General features: G+C 66.8%; 13 protein-coding genes. 6 read left to right on the top strand and 7 right to left on the bottom strand.

Features of this window, described 5'->3' with window-relative positions; all coding sequences use genetic code 11:
- Position 1 precedes the first annotated feature (1 nt).
- Positions 2 to 2,227 (bottom strand): glycoside hydrolase family 31 protein, encoded by a 2,226-nt coding sequence (locus AC1RHV_RS24895; protein ID WP_054457579.1) that lies wholly within the window; start codon positions 2,225 to 2,227, stop codon positions 2 to 4.
- Positions 2,228 to 2,499: 272 nt separating this feature from the next.
- Positions 2,500 to 4,371 (bottom strand): bifunctional tRNA (5-methylaminomethyl-2-thiouridine)(34)-methyltransferase MnmC2/FAD-dependent 5-carboxymethylaminomethyl-2-thiouridine(34) oxidoreductase MnmC1, encoded by a 1,872-nt coding sequence (gene mnmC / locus AC1RHV_RS24900; RefSeq protein ID WP_492302203.1) that lies wholly within the window; start codon positions 4,369 to 4,371, stop codon positions 2,500 to 2,502.
- 142 nt (positions 4,372 to 4,513) lie between these two features.
- Here mnmC and AC1RHV_RS24905 point away from each other — a divergent pair, with 142 nt between their 5' ends.
- Positions 4,514 to 5,389 carry an inositol monophosphatase family protein gene (locus AC1RHV_RS24905; RefSeq protein WP_054457624.1) on the top strand — a complete coding sequence of 292 codons (876 nt, stop codon included), beginning with the start codon at positions 4,514 to 4,516 and terminating at the stop codon, positions 5,387 to 5,389.
- A 5-nt stretch (positions 5,390 to 5,394) separates the two neighbouring features.
- Here the strand turns inward: AC1RHV_RS24905 and AC1RHV_RS24910 are convergent, their stop codons facing one another.
- Entirely contained in the window at positions 5,395 to 7,095 is a 1,701-nt protein-coding gene (locus AC1RHV_RS24910; RefSeq protein ID WP_492302204.1) for an AMP-binding protein, read from the bottom strand.
- Positions 7,096 to 7,170: 75 nt separating this feature from the next.
- Between AC1RHV_RS24910 and AC1RHV_RS24915 the strand changes: the two genes are divergently transcribed.
- Positions 7,171 to 8,367 (top strand): M20 aminoacylase family protein, encoded by a 1,197-nt coding sequence (locus tag AC1RHV_RS24915; protein ID WP_054457582.1) that lies wholly within the window; start codon positions 7,171 to 7,173, stop codon positions 8,365 to 8,367.
- A gap of 3 nt (positions 8,368 to 8,370) precedes the next feature.
- Here AC1RHV_RS24915 and AC1RHV_RS24920 read toward each other — a convergent pair whose 3' ends face one another.
- Positions 8,371 to 9,264 carry a LysR family transcriptional regulator gene (locus AC1RHV_RS24920; RefSeq protein WP_054457583.1) on the bottom strand — a complete coding sequence of 298 codons (894 nt, stop codon included), beginning with the start codon at positions 9,262 to 9,264 and terminating at the stop codon, positions 8,371 to 8,373.
- 120 nt (positions 9,265 to 9,384) lie between these two features.
- Between AC1RHV_RS24920 and AC1RHV_RS24925 the strand changes: the two genes are divergently transcribed.
- The 4 genes from AC1RHV_RS24925 (at position 9,385) to pagP (ending at position 13,153) form a co-directional block, all read left to right on the top strand.
- Positions 9,385 to 10,470, top strand: coding sequence for a YeiH family protein (locus tag AC1RHV_RS24925; RefSeq protein ID WP_054457584.1), 1,086 nt, complete (start codon positions 9,385 to 9,387; stop codon positions 10,468 to 10,470).
- 105 nt (positions 10,471 to 10,575) lie between these two features.
- Positions 10,576 to 10,986: an acyl-CoA thioesterase gene (locus tag AC1RHV_RS24930; protein ID WP_054457585.1), complete on the top strand. Its 411-nt coding sequence runs from the start codon at positions 10,576 to 10,578 to the stop codon at positions 10,984 to 10,986.
- Positions 10,987 to 10,996: 10 nt separating this feature from the next.
- Positions 10,997 to 12,469, top strand: a complete 1,473-nt coding sequence (gene mgtE / locus AC1RHV_RS24935; protein ID WP_054457586.1) for a magnesium transporter — start codon at positions 10,997 to 10,999, stop codon at positions 12,467 to 12,469.
- A gap of 129 nt (positions 12,470 to 12,598) precedes the next feature.
- Entirely contained in the window at positions 12,599 to 13,153 is a 555-nt protein-coding gene (gene pagP, locus AC1RHV_RS24940; RefSeq protein ID WP_054457587.1) for a lipid IV(A) palmitoyltransferase PagP, read from the top strand.
- 13 nt (positions 13,154 to 13,166) lie between these two features.
- Here the strand turns inward: pagP and AC1RHV_RS24945 are convergent, their stop codons facing one another.
- The 3 genes from AC1RHV_RS24945 to AC1RHV_RS24955 all read right to left on the bottom strand — a co-directional run bounded on the left by AC1RHV_RS24945 (position 13,167) and on the right by AC1RHV_RS24955 (position 15,261).
- Positions 13,167 to 13,778, bottom strand: a complete 612-nt coding sequence (locus AC1RHV_RS24945; RefSeq protein WP_054457588.1) for a gamma-glutamylcyclotransferase — start codon at positions 13,776 to 13,778, stop codon at positions 13,167 to 13,169.
- Between the two features lie 160 nt (positions 13,779 to 13,938).
- Entirely contained in the window at positions 13,939 to 14,397 is a 459-nt protein-coding gene (locus AC1RHV_RS24950; RefSeq protein WP_042796425.1) for an Lrp/AsnC family transcriptional regulator, read from the bottom strand.
- An 81-nt stretch (positions 14,398 to 14,478) separates the two neighbouring features.
- Positions 14,479 to 15,261 carry an SDR family oxidoreductase gene (locus AC1RHV_RS24955; RefSeq protein WP_492302205.1) on the bottom strand — a complete coding sequence of 261 codons (783 nt, stop codon included), beginning with the start codon at positions 15,259 to 15,261 and terminating at the stop codon, positions 14,479 to 14,481.
- Positions 15,262 to 15,340: the final 79 nt, after the last annotated feature.

Consider the following 15,340-nt stretch of genomic DNA (forward strand, 5'->3'; position numbering starts at 1 on the left):
TTCAGCGTGCGCGCGAGATGCGGACTTCCGCGCCGCGGCGCTTGACTTCCAGGCCCTCGGACGGAGAGATGCGCAGGCCTTCCAGCCCCTTGATGTAGCTGGAGCCTTGCATCTGCATCACGCGTATCTTGTTGCGCATGACGACCGGGTTATGCACCGGCATGCCGAACATCCAGACCTCGTCCAGGATGCGGGCCGAGTTGAACTCGCCCGTATGCTGCGCCGCCGGTCCAAGACAGAGCATGTGCCCTTCGCGGCCGAAAACCGGGAACTGGCCCAGTTCGCAATCGATGGTCCAGGTGGTGCCGCCTTCGTAGCGGTGCCCGGTGTTCAGGTCCCACCAGGCCTCGCCCTTGGGCAGGTACACGCGCACCTGCTTGCCGGGTTCGGTCACCGGCGCCACCAGCAGGGCCGGACCCAGCAGGTATTGCAGGTCCCAGTCATGCGCGTGCGGATCGTTCGGGAACGACATCGCCATGGAACGCTGCACCGGCAAGCCGGTGCGCGCCGAGTCCTCGATGGCGCCAAGCACGTAAGGCACCAGGCGGTAACGCCACTGCATCCAGGTCTTGGCATGCGCCAGGGTTTCTTCGCCGAAGTCCCATGGCATCAGGCCTTCCACGCCCTGGAAAGCGAAGTTCGACGAGAACACGCCGGCGGTCAGCCAGCGCAGGTACAGCTCGGGCGTCATGCCGGCGCGGTCGCGCGCGGCCGAGCCGATGCCATGCACCTGGACGGGCAAGCCGCTGGCGCCGATCGACAACGCGGTGCGCAGGGTGTGACGCAGCCCTTCCCAGGTGTTTTCAACCTGCGGCCCCACTTGCCACGGCAGACGCTGGGCGGCGGGGAACAGATCGGAGCTGGGCACCACGCCTTCCGGCGGCACCTTCAGGCCGGCGACCGCATCGAACAGCGCGCGGCGCACCAGCAGCGGATACATGCTGCGCAGCGCAGGACCGGTTTCGCCGTTGCGGGCCGTGACGCCGTCGGGGATGGCGATCTGGGCGTCGCACGCGGGCGCGTCCAGGCCGTCTTCGACCAATTGGCGATGGCGCTCCACCCACAGGTTGTAGATGTCGCGGTAGGTCAGGTCCAGCAGGCCGTAGGGCTGTCCCGAGGTGGCGGCGGTGCCGTCGAACACCTGGGCCGAACCGTCGTCCTTGGCCAACAGCCAGCCGCGGTCTTCAAGTTCCTCGAACAGCGGGCTGGTCTTCAGCACGCCCGGGAAGCCGGAAGCGGCGACATGCACATGGTGCTTGTGGAACAGCGCCAGCATCTGCTTGGCGTCCGGGAAACGCTGGGCGTCCCATTCGAAAACCGTCTTGTCCGACTGGAAGCCCCAGGCCGCAGGCTGCGCCAGCGTCACGGCATCCACCGGAATCTGGTTTTCGCGCATGCGAGCGACCAAGGCCACGGTGTCCGTGGGCATTTCGCCCGGGGCCTGCTGCAGCCACGCGCCCATCGCCCACAGCGAAGGCTGGCCCGCGCGGCCGGTCAAGGCGGTGTACTGATTGAGGATCTCGCCCGGTTCGCCAGCGAACAGGAACATGTCCAGCACGACGTCGTCCACGGTCAGCACATAGGCGGAATCCGCAGGCGCCACGCCCACCGAATGTTCGACGCGGCGCATGGTGTTGACGTAGACCCCCCAGCCGCGCGGGCTCCATGCCAAAGGCAGGGCGCGGTGCTCGGGGTCGTCGGACACCACGGATTCTTCGCGGCGGTTCAGATCGCCCGGGGTTTCGCCCAGGCCATAGATGCGCTCGTCGGACTGCAGCGTGAAACCCGCCGTCCAGACGGCGTCGTCGGCCTGGTCCAGCGCGTTGTGCCCGAATGCGGGCGTATGCGCGGATACCTCGGACTCGAACACCCGTTCGTCGTTGCGGTAGATCGCGACGCGCACGGGGTTGGACAGGATTTCCAGGGAGACGTCACCCTGGGTGATCCGCCAGCCCTCCCCGTCGTCGCGCGGAGCGATAACGGCTTCGCCCACGGCCTCCTGGCGCGCGAGCAGCATTTCCGCCACGGCGCGAGCACGCGCGCCGGGCTTGTCATCGGTAAGGTGATTAGCCTCGCCGCAGCGCAGGCGAAAGACGCCAGGCGCATGCGCCTCGACTACCAGATGCAACCCATCGCCCGCGTCGAAATCGATGCGACTGGGGCGGGACGTCAGCAGCTCGACGTTTTCGAGCTGGGTAGTATGGGCAAAGTCGAACTTGGGCGGCACAGAGCATCCCCCGGCTTAAGCCAAAAACCATCAAAAGACGCTATTTTGACGGATTTGGGCTTTGAAATAAACTCGGTCCCTCATTTGGACTGCGATCTCATCCATAAAAGGGGTCTAAAGCCTTCGGCCAGCGCCCCCCAAGAGGAGCGGCCGTCGAGCCGCCAAAATGCCAGGTTCGCGGCCAACTCAGGCCAATTTGGCGCCAAATCCCGGCAATTCCTGCCATTCTACGCCACCCGGGACAAGCTCCCGGCGCCCCTTTCGGCTTTTTTTCATCGTGGCGAAATAAGTTGGGCCAGATCGGTTTCCAAAGGCGACGGCTCCCCAGCCAGACGCGCGGCGATCAGGTCTCCCATGAGCGCCGACCAAGACAGCCCCCGCGATGCATAGCCGATGGCCAACCACAGGCCCGGCGCGTGGGGTAGTTCTCCAACGGCGGGCAAGCGCCCGGGCAGCACGGCCCGCCATCCGGCCCAGCCCGGCAGGCTGCCGGGCTCCAGGGATTCGAATTCGGGGAAGCCTCCGCCCAGCAGGCCCGCAGCCTTGTCCAGGGTGACACGCTGGCCCTCGGCGCCGATCCGCGCTTCGGCCGCGTCATGCACATAGGTGCTGCCCGCCACGCAGCCAGAGCCCACGTCGGGCAGCAGATAGCCCTCGCCGCCCACGATGCAGCGAGGACCGCCACGCAGCGTCTGCGCAGGCAGCAGCGTCACTTCTCCCGCAAGCGCGTGCATCTGGCCCACGCGCGGCAAGGGATCCAGCAAGCCGCTGTCTGCCAGCACGGCGCGCGCGCCGAACGCGTTGGCCAGAACGACGGTATCGGCTCGCGCCAGTTCAGCGCCCTCCGCATCGCGCACGCGCCAGCCGGCGCCGGCGCGTTCGACCCTGGCCGCCGCGCCGGGCTGCACCGTGACGCCCTCGGTCGCCAGCAGGGCCTCTATCAGCAAGTCTGGCCGCAGCAGCATGCCCTGTCCGAAATACACGCCGCCGCGCGCCAGCGGCAGGCCGGCCAAGGCGCTGGCTTCGTCGCGGCTGACCTGGCGCACCCAGTGTTCGGGAAAGGCCAGGGTCTCCAGGGTGCCGGCCAAGGCCGCGGACCGGCCTTCGTCGCGCTCAAGCTGGACCGTGCCGCAGACCAGGGGCGCCGCGCCTGCCGGCAAACCCTGCCAGCGCGCCAGCGCGCGCAGGCTGCCGGCGCGCGACAGGCGCGCCCGCGCGTTGTCGTCTCGCGCCACCACCGGCGTCAAGGCCGCCGCGACATGCCCTGCGTGCGCCGCCGCGCCCTGCGCCCGGCCCGCGTCGATCACGGTCACACGCCATCCGCGCGCGGCCAGCGCCTGGGCGATGCCGGCTCCCGCCAGCCCCGCTCCCACCACCACGGCGTAGCGGGACTCCGCGTGCGGGACGTCCGCGGCCGCGCCTCCAGGGGCAATCGCAGTGGCCACGGTCATATGCCATTTGCCGCCGTAGCCGGGCGCGCGCCGCGCCTCGAAACCCGCCGTCCGCAAGGCCTGCCGCAATTCGCCGGTGCAGGCCCAGGTGGCCAGCGTGGCGCCGGGCGCCGCAAGCTTGGCAAGGTCGCGCAGCAAGGGCAATTCCCACATCCGCGGATTGCGTTCAGGCGCGAAGCCGTCCAGGAAGAACGCGTCCACGCCGACGCGCAGACGGGACGCCAGGACCTGCGCATCGCCAAAGCCCAGCGTCAGCGTCACGGCGCCGCCCTCGAATTCCAGGCGATGCAGTCCGGGCAACAAGACCGGCCAAGCTGCCGCCAGTTGTCGCCCCAGACCGGCCAAGGGCTCGGGCGCATAACGCGTCAAGAGAGCCGCCAAGTCCTCGCGTTCAAAGGGATGCCCTTCCAGCGACACCACGTGCAGCGCGGCGCTGCGCTGCGGATCGTCGCGCCATGCCTTCCAGAGAGCCAGGAAGTTCAGTCCCAGTCCGAAACCCGTTTCGCAGACGGTGAATGCGCGGCGTCCGCGCCAACGCTCAGGCAGGCCATTGCCCCGCAGGAACACGTGTTCCGCCTGTCCCAGCGCGCCCGACGGCGAATGGTAGACATCGCCATAAGCGGGGCTGTAGAGCCGGCCATCGGCGTCGAATTCAGCCTTGGCGGGGATCAGGGGGGCATAGGAGAAGGACATGGAAACGGCGGCGGCAGACGAAATAGAGAATGAAAATCAGCGCGGATTATCGGATGCGGCCGCGTTGGGCGGAAGCCACGCGGCATGGCGGTTTCGGGGCTTCGCCACGGATTTGACGCATACATGGGCTTACACTGGTTTCATGGATACCTATGATCAGCCCCGCTCGCAGACCTCGCCCATCGACCTGTGCGCCGCGATCGACGCGGCAGTCACGGCAGCCCATGCCGGCGCGGCCATACTGCAATCCTACGCGCATCACCGCGCCGATCTCGTGATCGACCGCAAGGCGCGCAACGATCTCGTATCCCAGGCGGACCGCGAGGCGGAGGCCGCCATTATCCAGGAGCTGCAAACGCGCACGCCCAAGTTCGGCATCGTCGCCGAAGAAACGGGCGGCAAGCCCCAAGGCAGCGCCACCTGGTATATCGACCCGCTGGACGGCACCACCAACTTCCTGCACGACATCCCGCATTACGCCGTGTCGATCGCGCTGATCGCACACGCAGGCACCGCCATATCGGCGTCCGACACGCTGGCCGAGGACACGCCCGTGGTCGGCGTGGTCTACGACCCCAGCCGCGAGGAACTCTTTACCGCGGTCCACGGCCTGGGCGCCTGGCTCAACGGACGGCGCATCAAGTGCTCGCGCACGGCGACCATCGAAGATGCGGTGCTGGCCACTGGCTTCCCGTTCCGCGACTTTTCATTCGCTGCGCAGTACATGCCCATGCTGCATGACGCCATCAACCGCGCGCGCGGCGTGCGCCGTATGGGTGCGGCGGCACTGGACCTGGCGTGGACCGCTTGTGGCCGCTACGACGGCTATTGGGAAATGGGCCTGGCGCCCTGGGACGTGGCCGCCGGCACGCTGATCCTGCGCGAAGCGGGCGGCGCATGTTCCGACATGCACCGCCAGGATCCCTGGCCCATCGGCGGGCGCGTCGTGGCCGGCAACAAAGCCATCGAACGCGCCCTGCACGAGATGATCGCGCCGCACCTCGACAAGAAGGACTGACGGCCCTACGCCGCCTTGCCTGCGGGTACGCCCGCCACTGCGTCGGGACGCAGTTCCCGGCGCAATATCTTGCCCACGTTGCTCTTGGGCAGCTCATCGCGGAACTCCACATAGCGCGGACGCTTGTAGCCCGTGAGCTTTTCCCGGCACCAATCCTGGATCTGCGCCTCGGTCAGCGTCGGATCCCGCCGCACCACGAACACCTTGACGGCTTCGCCCGAATGCTCGTCCGGCACCCCGATCGCCGCGCACTCCAGCACGCCGGGATGCTGGGCCACGGCCGCCTCGACTTCGTTCGGATAGACCTTGAAGCCCGACACCGCAATCATGTCCTTCTTGCGGTCGACGATGCGTGTATAGCCCTGCTCGTCCATGATGCCGATATCGCCCGTGCGGAAATAGCCGTCGGCGGTCATGGAGTGGCGGGTTTCCTCGGGCTTCTGCCAGTATCCCAGCATGACCTGCGGTCCGCGGATGCCCACCTCGCCGCGTTCGCCCAGCGGCACTTCGCGGCCTTCGTCATCGAGGATGGCCACGTCGGTGGATGGCAGCGGCAGGCCGATGGAACCCGAATACGCGGTGGCGTTGGTGGGATTCACGGTCGCCACCGGCGAGGTCTCCGACAGGCCATAGCCTTCGATCAGCGGCCTGCCGGTGATCTTCAGCCAGCGTTCGGCAACCTGCTGCTGGACCGCCATGCCCCCGCCCAAGGTCAGCCGCAAGCCGGAGAAATCCAGGCGCGCGAAGTCTTCGTTGTGGGCCAGCGCGTTAAACAGCGTATTGACGCCGGGGAACACATTGATCGGCACCTTGCGCCATGCGTTGATGAGCGAAGGCTGGTCGCGCGGATTGATGATGAGCACATTGCGCATGCCCGCATGCAGGCCGTACAGCCCGCAAACGGTCATCGCGAACACGTGGTAGAGCGGCAGCGCGCTGATGATGGTGAGCTGCTGGTCCGCGAGGTCGTGCACCACCGGCTGCGCCACCGCTTCCGTTTGCAGCACGTTGGCCACCAGGTTGCGATGGGACAGCATCGCGCCCTTGGGCACGCCGGTGGTGCCGCCGGTGTATTGCAGCACCGCCACGTCGTCCATCGACAGCGCGGGCGGCGCAAAGCGCTGGCGCGCGCCGTCGCGCAGCACATCCGGCAGCATGCGGGCGCCATCCATCTGCCACGCGGGCACGATCTTCTTGACATAGCGCGCGGCCAGGTTGACCAGCGGCGCCTTCAGGCCGCCGAGCAGATCGCCCGGACCGGTCACGACGATATGCTTGAGCTGCCCGCGATCCGTGACGCGCTGCAAGGTGTGCGCAAAATTCTCCAGGATGACGATGGCCGACGCGCCGCTGTCCAGCAATTGGCGCTGCAGCTCTTCGGCGGTGTAGAGCGGATTCACGTTCACCACCACCAGCCCCGCGCGCAGCGTGCCCAGCATGCTGACCAGATAGGCGGGCACGTTGGGCATCATCAGTGCCACGCGCTCGCCCTTGGACAGGCCGACGCTTTGCAGCCAGCTGGCGAACGCCTGCGCGTGCGCATCGAGTTGCGCATAAGTAATGTTGCTGCCCATCGCGGTGCACGCGATGCGCGAGGCGTACTGCTTGCAGGCCCGGTCCAGCAAGTCAGTCAGGGAGGCATAACCGTCTGTCGATATCTCCGCCGGAACCCCCTGCGGATAATGGGCAAGCCACGGACGCGTCATGGTATTTGTCTCCATTAAATTGGTTTTTGATTGATGATACCCTTGTTGCGTTCCCTTTTTTCGCCCGAGAGCCCCATGAAACTGCTCGAACCCATCGTCGCGTGGCATCACGACATTTCCAAGATCCGACGCGACATCCACGCGCATCCCGAACTGGCGTTCGAGGAGTTCCGCACCGCCGATGTGGTGGCGGCGAAGCTTGAAGAATGGGGCATCGAAATCGACCGCGGCCTGGGCGGCACCGGCGTGGTCGGCATCATCCGCGGCAATCTGCCGGGCGACCGCGCCGTGGGCCTGCGCGCCGACATGGACGCGCTGCCCATGCAAGAAGCCAATACCTTCGAGCATGCCAGCACTAACGCCGGCAAGATGCACGCCTGCGGCCACGACGGCCACACGGCCATGCTGCTGGCCGCTGCGCAATATCTGTCGCAGCACCGCGATTTCGCCGGCACGGTCTACGTGATCTTCCAGCCCGCGGAAGAAGGCGGCGGCGGCGCCAAGCGCATGATCGACGACGGCCTGTTCAAGCGCTTCCCCATGGAAGCGGTATTCGGCATGCACAACTGGCCCGGCATGAAAGCCGGCCAGTTCGGCCTGACCGCCGGCCCCATCATGGCTTCCAGCAACGAGTTCTCCATCATCGTGAAGGGCAAGGGCACCCACGCCGGCATGCCCAACCTGGGCATCGATCCCGTCATGGCGGCCGTGCAACTGGCGCAATCGCTGCAGACCATCATCACGCGCAACCGCAATCCGCTGGACGCGGCGGTGCTCAGCATCACGCAGATCCACGCCGGCAGCGCCGACAACGTCGTGCCCAACCACGCCGAATTGCGCGGCACGGTGCGCACCTTCACGCTGGATGTGCTGGACCTGATCGAACGCCGTATGGAAGAGATCGCGCGCCACACCTGCGCAGCGATGGACTGCGAAGTGCAGTTCACGTTCCAGCGCAACTATCCGCCGACCATCAACCACGCCGAGGAAGCCGCGTTCTGCGCCGACGTGCTGCGCGACATCGTGGGCGAGGCCAACGTCAACGATCACGTGCAGCCCACCATGGGCGCGGAAGACTTCGCCTTCATGCTGCAGGAACTGCCGGGCTGTTATGTGTGGATCGGCAACGGCACCGGCGAACATCGCGACAGCGGCCACGGCCTGGGCCCCTGCATGCTGCACAACGGCAGCTACGACTTCAACGACGAACTGCTGCCGCTGGGCGGCACATACTGGGTCCAGCTGGCGCTCAAGCGCCTGGCCAAGGACTGACCCTCAAACGCCGTCCGCCGCCCCGACCGCCAGGCACATCGCCAGGAAGCGTTCGGCGGCGCGGGCGGCCGCGTCCGCGTGCGGCACCAGGATGCTCAGGGTCCGCGTCAGCGGCTTGGGCAACAGGCGCAAGGCCGCCAGCGCGCCATCCTCATGGCGCATCGACATGACGGACACGAAGCCCACGCCCAGCCCGGCACGCACTGCCTGCTTCACGCCCTCCACGCCGGCCAGCTCCAGCCCCACGGACGGCGCCAGGCCCGCATCCGCAAACGCACGCTCCACCAGCCGGCGCACGCCCGAACCGGGCTCGCGCATGACCAGCGCTGAAGCCGCCAGATCGCGCAGCGTGACCGCCCCCTTGCCGGCCAGCGCGTGGTCCGCACGCACCACCGCCACCACTTCGTCCTGCCGCCAGGCATGCACGGCCGTGTCGGCGGGCAGCCCTGCGGGCACGTCGCCCTCGATGAACGCCAGGTCCAGGGCCGGCAGGCGCTCGACGATTTCGCGCGTGTTGCCGTCCGACAGATGCAGGCTGACCGCCGGGAAGGCCAGGCGGAAATCCGCCACCAGGCTGGGCAGCAGATAGCTGGCGGGGGTGGTGCTGGCGCCCAGGCGCAGATCGCCGGTTTCCAGCCCGCGCCAGGATTCGCGCACCGCCTGGGCCTGCCGGTACACCTGGCGCAGCTGGCGCGCCTGCTCGGCCAGGCGCTCGCCGGCTTCGGTCAGCGCGATGCCGTGGCCGCTGCGGCGGTACAGGGGTTCGCCGAACCATTCCTGCAGCATCCGTAGCTGGCCGGAAACGGCAGGCTGGGACAGGTTCAGCAACTGCGCTGCGCGGCTGATATTGCCGGCGTCGGCCACGGCGGCGAAGGTAAGCAGCTGGTCAGGAGTCATGGTCGCTAAATTATCAGAATTCCTGATATTACATATCTGAAATAAAGATTTTTCAAATAGTAGGCGGGAAATTAATATTTCGTGAAGTTATTTAGATATGCCTCCGCCAAAAGGCCAGCCATGAGTACCTCTTCCAGCACCGCCGTCCCCCTGCCCGCCACCCCGGCTTCGCCCGCCGCCACTCCCGCCGCTACGCCGTGGCGGGACAAACTCAACGGCGTACTGTTCGTCGGCCTGATGGCCGCCGCGGTGATGCAGCTGGCGGACCTGCCCGCGATCCGCCAGTTGGGTTTCTCGCCGCTGGTCGTGGGCATCGTCTGCGGCATGCTCTACGGCAACTTCCTGCGCGGCACCATGCCCGCCGACTGGGGCGCGGGCGTGAACTTCACCGCGCGGCGCCTGCTGCGCATCGCCGTGGCCTTCTACGGCCTGAACATCAGCATCCAGCAGATCGCCGCCGTGGGCCTGCCCGGGCTGGCGGTTTCGGTGGCGGTCGTGGTGGGCACCCTGCTGCTGGGCACCGTGGTGGGCCAGCGCCTGCTGGGCCTGGACCGCGACACCGCCATGCTCACCGCCGCTGGCAGTGCCATCTGCGGCGCCGCCGCCGTGCTGGCCTTCGAGCCCACGCTGCGGGCCGCGCCGCACAAGAGCGCGGTGGCCGTGGCGACCGTAGTGCTGTTCGGCACCTTGTCCATGTTCCTGTACCCGGTGCTCTATCACGCGGGCTGGCTGAACCTCGACACCCAAGCCCTGGGCATCTATATCGGCGGCACCATCCATGAAGTGGCCCAGGTCGTCGGCGCAGCCAGCAATGTCGATCCCGCCACCACCGAAGTCGCCACCATCGTGAAGATGACCCGCGTGGCCCTGCTGGTGCCGGTCCTGCTGATCCTGGGCATGTATCTGCGCAGCGCGGCCTCGCATGCCGGCGGCCAGGGCAAAGGCGCCAAGCTGCCCATTCCGTGGTTCGCGGTGGGATTCCTGGTGCTGGCCATCATCAATTCGCTGAACATCATCCCCGCCGATGCCGTCGCCGCCATCCGCCGCCTGGACGTCTTCGCCCTGACCATGGCCATGACCGCCCTGGGCATCGAAACCCGCTTCGCCCAGATCCGCAAGGCCGGTCCCCGGGTGATGGCGCTGGGCCTGATCCTGTACCTCTGGCTGCTGGTCGGCGGCTACGGCATCGTCAAGCTGGCAGCCTGATCCCCGGCCCGCCGCGCCCAAGGCAGCGGCGGGCTTTGCGCATGCACGCCGCTGTCTCGTTTTTCCTGCATAATCGGCTGGTTCCCTAGCAGTGGAGTCGGCCGCATGACCTCCAGCACCAAAACCCCGTTTACGACTTTGCCCGCCGATCGCGACGCGGTATTGCGCGTCATGCCGATGCCGGCGGACGCGAATATCCACGGGGACGTCTTTGGCGGCTGGATCATGTCCCAGGTCGACATCGCCGGATCCATCCCCGCCGCGCGCCGCGCCGCCGGACGCGTGGCCACCGTGGCGGTCAATGCGTTCCAGTTCAAAGAACCGGTGTTCGTGGGCGACCTGCTCAGTTTCTACGCAGCCATCATCAAGACCGGCACGACGTCGGTCACGGTGTCCGTCGAGGTCTACGCGGAGCGCCAACGGCTGGACGCCGAGATCGTCAAGGTCACCGAGGCCACGCTGACCTACGTCGCCACCGACGAAGCCCGCCGCCGCCGTCCCCTCCCCACTCTTTGAGCCGTAACGCATGACGCAGTCCGCCGCCGCGCAGAAACCGCCCGCGACGCCCCGCCGCCTCGACCCGGAAGACGCCCAACACGCCCTGGCGGAAGTGCAGGAACGCCTGCGCCGCCAGCAACTGGTTGCCGATCTGGTGCATCGCCAGGAGGAAGGCGACTCCAAGGCCTCGCTGGTCGAGGACCTGGTGCACCGCCAGCACGAGGCCGAACTCAAGACCCTGCTGGACGGATTGCATCCGGCCGACATCGCTTTCATCCTGGAGTCGCTACCCAAGGACGAACGGCAAGCCATCTGGAAGCTGGTCAGCCCCGAGCACGACGCGGACGTGCTGCTGGAAGTCGAAGACTGGGTGCGGGAATCGCTGATCGAGGCGATGGACCGCCAGGACTTGGTTGCCGCCACCGGCAACATGGACGCCGACGAGCTGGCCGACCTGGCGCCCGACCTGCCGCCCGACGTGGTGGCCGAAGTCCAGAAGGGCCTGACCGAAGAGGAACGCGCACAGCTGCTGGAAGCCATGGGCTATCCGGAAGACAGCGTGGGCGCGATCATGGACTTCGAGATGGTCCGGGTGCGCGAGGACGTCACCCTGGAAGTGGTGCTGCGCTACCTGCGCCGGCTGCACGAACTGCCCGACCACACCGACCAGATCTTCGTGGTGGACCGCCAGGACAAGCTGCAGGGCATCCTGCCGCTGTCCAAGCTGCTGGTCAGCGAGCCCGAAACCGAAGTACGCGCCGTCATGAACTCGGACTTCCTGACGCTCAACCCCCTGGACTCCGATGCTGACGCCGCCGGCGCCTTCGAACGCTACGACCTGGTCTCCGCGCCCGTCATGGACGACCAGGGCCGCCTGATCGGCCGCGTGACCATCGCCGACGTGGTGGACGTGATGCGCGAAGACTCGCAGGAGCAGGCGCTGTCGCGCGCCGGTCTGCAGGAAGAGGACATCTTCGCGCCGGTGTCCACCGCCCTGCGCAACCGCGCCCCCTGGCTGCTGTTCAACCTCTGTACCGCCGCCACGGCATCCTTCGTGGCCTCCCAGTTCGAAGGCACGGTCAGCCAGATCGTCATTCTGGCGTTCCTGATGTCCATCGTGGCCGGCATCGGCGGCAACTCTGGCAACCAGACCATGACCCTGATCATCCGGGCCCTGGCCATGGGGCGCATCACGGGCCGCAACCTGTGGCAGCTGGTCAAGCGCGAACTCTTCGTCACCCTGATGGTGGGCCTGTGCGGCAGCCTGGTGGCGGCCCTGTTCGCCTGGGTCATCTCGCACTCGGTGTCGATCGCGCTGGTGATGATGGCCGCCATGGTCTGCAACATGCTGGTCGGCGCGTCGGTCGGCGTGCTGGTGCCGATGGTGCGCGCCCGCTTCGGCAAGGATCCTGCGATGGGTTCTTCCGTGCTCCTGACCTTCGCCACCGATTCGCTGGGCTTCTTCATCTTTCTGGGCCTGGCCACGATTTTCCTGCTGTAGTTCGCATACAACAGCAGGAAAAATCCGCTTCCCTCTGGCGACGCCCGCTTGACAGCTAGCTGACAGGGTGAAAGACGACTGTTCCATTACAGTAATGGGATTGTCATCTCCCCCTTTTCAGCGCCCACAATGACCGCAAGATTCCGGGCGGCAATCCTTTGCCTGCTGCTCGCCACCTTCGCCGCCACCGCCCAAGCCTGTGACAGCATGCCCTCATGGGCCAAGTCCGCCTGCAACCGCCTGGACCAGATCTGGACCGAAGGCGGCAATGACCTGTACTTCACCGGTTATTCCTGGCACAACCGGGCCACCTACAGCAAAGAGAAGATCGACAGCTTCAACGAACTGGCCTGGGGCGGCGGCTACGGCCGCAGCATCTACGACGAAGATGGCGACTGGCAAGGCCTGTACGCCATGGCCTTCCTGGATTCGCACAGCAAGATCGAGCCCATCGCGGGCTACGGCTTCCTGAAGATCGGACGCGTCAGCGAAAACGTCCGTCTGGGCGCGGGCTACACCGTCTTCCTGACGGCGCGCCACGACATCATGAGCTATGTGCCGTTTCCCGGCATCCTGCCGCTGGTGAGCGCCAGCTATAAGGACACGATGCTCTACGCGACCTACATCCCGGGGTCAGCTGGCGCGGGCAACGTGCTGTTCATGTTCGGCCGCTGGCACTTCTGACGCACCCCAGGCCTCAGAAGACCTGCCCCAGCCTGCGCACCAGATCGCCCAGGCGCCAATCGTCGATGCCATGCGCGCGCAGGGCTCTCTCGGTTTCCACGACATAGTCCAGGCACGGCCCCGAATGCCCCACGGCATTGCGCACCGACGCCAGCAGACGGTCGTCGCTCAGGCCGGCCGCGTATTCCTGGCAGGCCCGGTTCAGCAGGAACACCAGCCCGCGCACCGGCGCGGCTTCGGTGTGGCAGGTGAGCCAGCGCGGCGTGTAGGCGCCAGTGACCATTTCCCGGCGCCACAGCGCCTGGAACACCGCAGGCACGTCGCAGGCGGCAATCTGGAAGGCGACGCCGCGGCAGCAGCCGCCGCGGTCCAGGCCAAACACCAGGCCAGGATTGTCGGGCGAGCCGCGATGGTCGTGCGACCACAGGCACAGGGACCGGTGGTAGCCGCGCACAGTCGCCAGCCGCCGTTCGCGCCAGGTGAAACCGGGATGCCATATCAGGGAGCCGTAGGCGAACACCCACAGGTCGTCGACGCCGTTCCAGCCGCCCAGCAGGTCATCCACCGAAAGCGCGCGCCGCGAATTTTCCGTACCGGCGCAGCCGGCGGGTACTGCCAACGACATAGGGTCCTCTGATATCCCGATTTGTCCCATGATGGGAGTGGGGAATATCCTACGCCGTAGCCCGCGCAAAAGAATTGCGTGATGGGGGCCGGCCGGCAGGCCGAATGGAATTTGCATCCCCGCCGCCCCCTGCCATGGAAAAAAAATTGCGCGCGGCCGCCTACACCGCGTCCAGCGGCAATTCCGTGGTGCTTTTGATGACTTCCATCGAGAAGCTGGCGCTGACGTCCAGCAGGTCCACGGCGGCGATCAGACGCCGGTAGAAGCGGTCATAGGCCGCCATGTCCTCGACCACGACTTTGAGCAGGTAATCGACGTCGCCCGCCATGCGGTGGAACTCCACCACGTTGGGCAAGGCCATCACGGCATTGATCAGGCTCTGCGTCCATTTCTCGTTGTGCTGGCTGGTCTTGATGGAGACGAAGACCGTCAGGTTCAGGCCCAGCGCGCAGGGATCCAGCAAGATGGCGTTGCGGGCGATGACGCCGTCATCCTTCAGCTTCTGGATGCGGCGCCAGCAAGGGGTGACGGACAGATGCACCTGCTCGGCAATCTCGGCGACCGAACAGGTGGCGTCCTTCTGCAGCAAGGCCAGTATCTTGATGTCCGTCTGGTCCATGGGTTTCCTTGGCTGGATCGGCCCCAATGTTGCCTGTTCCGCCTGCCCGCGTCCAGCCTGCGCCCCCCGGGGCGCCGGACTTCAGTAGGTCCCGGGGTAGCCGCCGCCGTCGATCAGGATGTTCTGGGCGGTCATGTAGCCGGCCTGCGCGGAACAGACATAGGCGCACAGGGCGCCCAGCTCCTCGGGCTGGCCATAGCGGCCAGCCGGGTTGGCGCGTCCGCGCTCGTCCCAGAGCTGTTCGAAGCTCTTCCCGCCGGATTGCTCCAGCATGCCTTGTATGTGCCTGACCTGCGCATCCGTGGCGAAGGCGCCAGGCAGCAGGTTGTTGATGGTGACGTTGTGGCGCACGGTCTGCCGCGCCAGACCGCTGACGAAGCCGATCAGGCCCGAACGCGCGCCGTTGGACAGGCCCAGCTCGGCGTGCGGCGCCTTCACGCTGCGCGAGACGATGTTCACGATGCGCCCGAAGCGCCGTTCGATCATCCCGTCCACGACCCGCCGGATCATGTCGATGGGCCCCAGCATCATGCTGTCCAGCGCGGCGATCCAGTCGTCGTGGCTCCAGTTGCGGAAATCGCCCGGCAGCGGGCCGTCCGCATTGTTGACCAGGATGTCCGGATGGGGACAGGCGGCCATGGCCGCATCCCGCCCTTGCGCCTGCGTCAGGTCGGCCGACACCCAGCCGACTCCTGTCCCGGTCTCATGCGATATCTCGGCCGCGGCCTGCTCCAGCGTGGCCGGGTTACGTGCGGCGATCGTCACCGCCACGCCCTCGCGCGCCAGTTGCAGGGCGCAGGCCCGGCCCATGCCGCGGCTGCCGCCGAATACCAGTGCCGTCTTGCCGCTGATCCCCAGATCCATGCCTGACTCCCCTGTCATTGCGCTGCCCGGCGCAGCTTTGCGCCAACGCGGACCAGTATAGGAGCGCGCAGCTGCCGGG

This window comes from Achromobacter sp. GW823-FHT04E03, assembly GCF_058796095.1.

Excerpts from the sequence above, each read along its gene's own strand:
- AC1RHV_RS24915 (WP_054457582.1), top strand. The coding sequence starts at position 7,171 with ATGAAACTGCTCGAACCCATCGTCGCGTGGCATCACGACATTTCCAAG.
- AC1RHV_RS24925 (WP_054457584.1), top strand. The coding sequence starts at position 9,385 with ATGAGTACCTCTTCCAGCACCGCCGTCCCCCTGCCCGCCACCCCGGCT.
- AC1RHV_RS24905 (WP_054457624.1), top strand. The coding sequence starts at position 4,514 with ATGGATACCTATGATCAGCCCCGCTCGCAGACCTCGCCCATCGACCTG.
- pagP (WP_054457587.1), top strand. The coding sequence starts at position 12,599 with ATGACCGCAAGATTCCGGGCGGCAATCCTTTGCCTGCTGCTCGCCACC.
- AC1RHV_RS24950 (WP_042796425.1), bottom strand. The coding sequence starts at position 14,397 with ATGGACCAGACGGACATCAAGATACTGGCCTTGCTGCAGAAGGACGCC.
- AC1RHV_RS24930 (WP_054457585.1), top strand. The coding sequence starts at position 10,576 with ATGACCTCCAGCACCAAAACCCCGTTTACGACTTTGCCCGCCGATCGC.
- mgtE (WP_054457586.1), top strand. The coding sequence starts at position 10,997 with ATGACGCAGTCCGCCGCCGCGCAGAAACCGCCCGCGACGCCCCGCCGC.
- AC1RHV_RS24910 (WP_492302204.1), bottom strand. The coding sequence starts at position 7,095 with ATGACGCGTCCGTGGCTTGCCCATTATCCGCAGGGGGTTCCGGCGGAG.
- AC1RHV_RS24920 (WP_054457583.1), bottom strand. The coding sequence starts at position 9,264 with ATGACTCCTGACCAGCTGCTTACCTTCGCCGCCGTGGCCGACGCCGGC.
- mnmC (WP_492302203.1), bottom strand. The coding sequence starts at position 4,371 with ATGTCCTTCTCCTATGCCCCCCTGATCCCCGCCAAGGCTGAATTCGAC.
- AC1RHV_RS24955 (WP_492302205.1), bottom strand. The coding sequence starts at position 15,261 with ATGGATCTGGGGATCAGCGGCAAGACGGCACTGGTATTCGGCGGCAGC.
- AC1RHV_RS24945 (WP_054457588.1), bottom strand. The coding sequence starts at position 13,778 with ATGTCGTTGGCAGTACCCGCCGGCTGCGCCGGTACGGAAAATTCGCGG.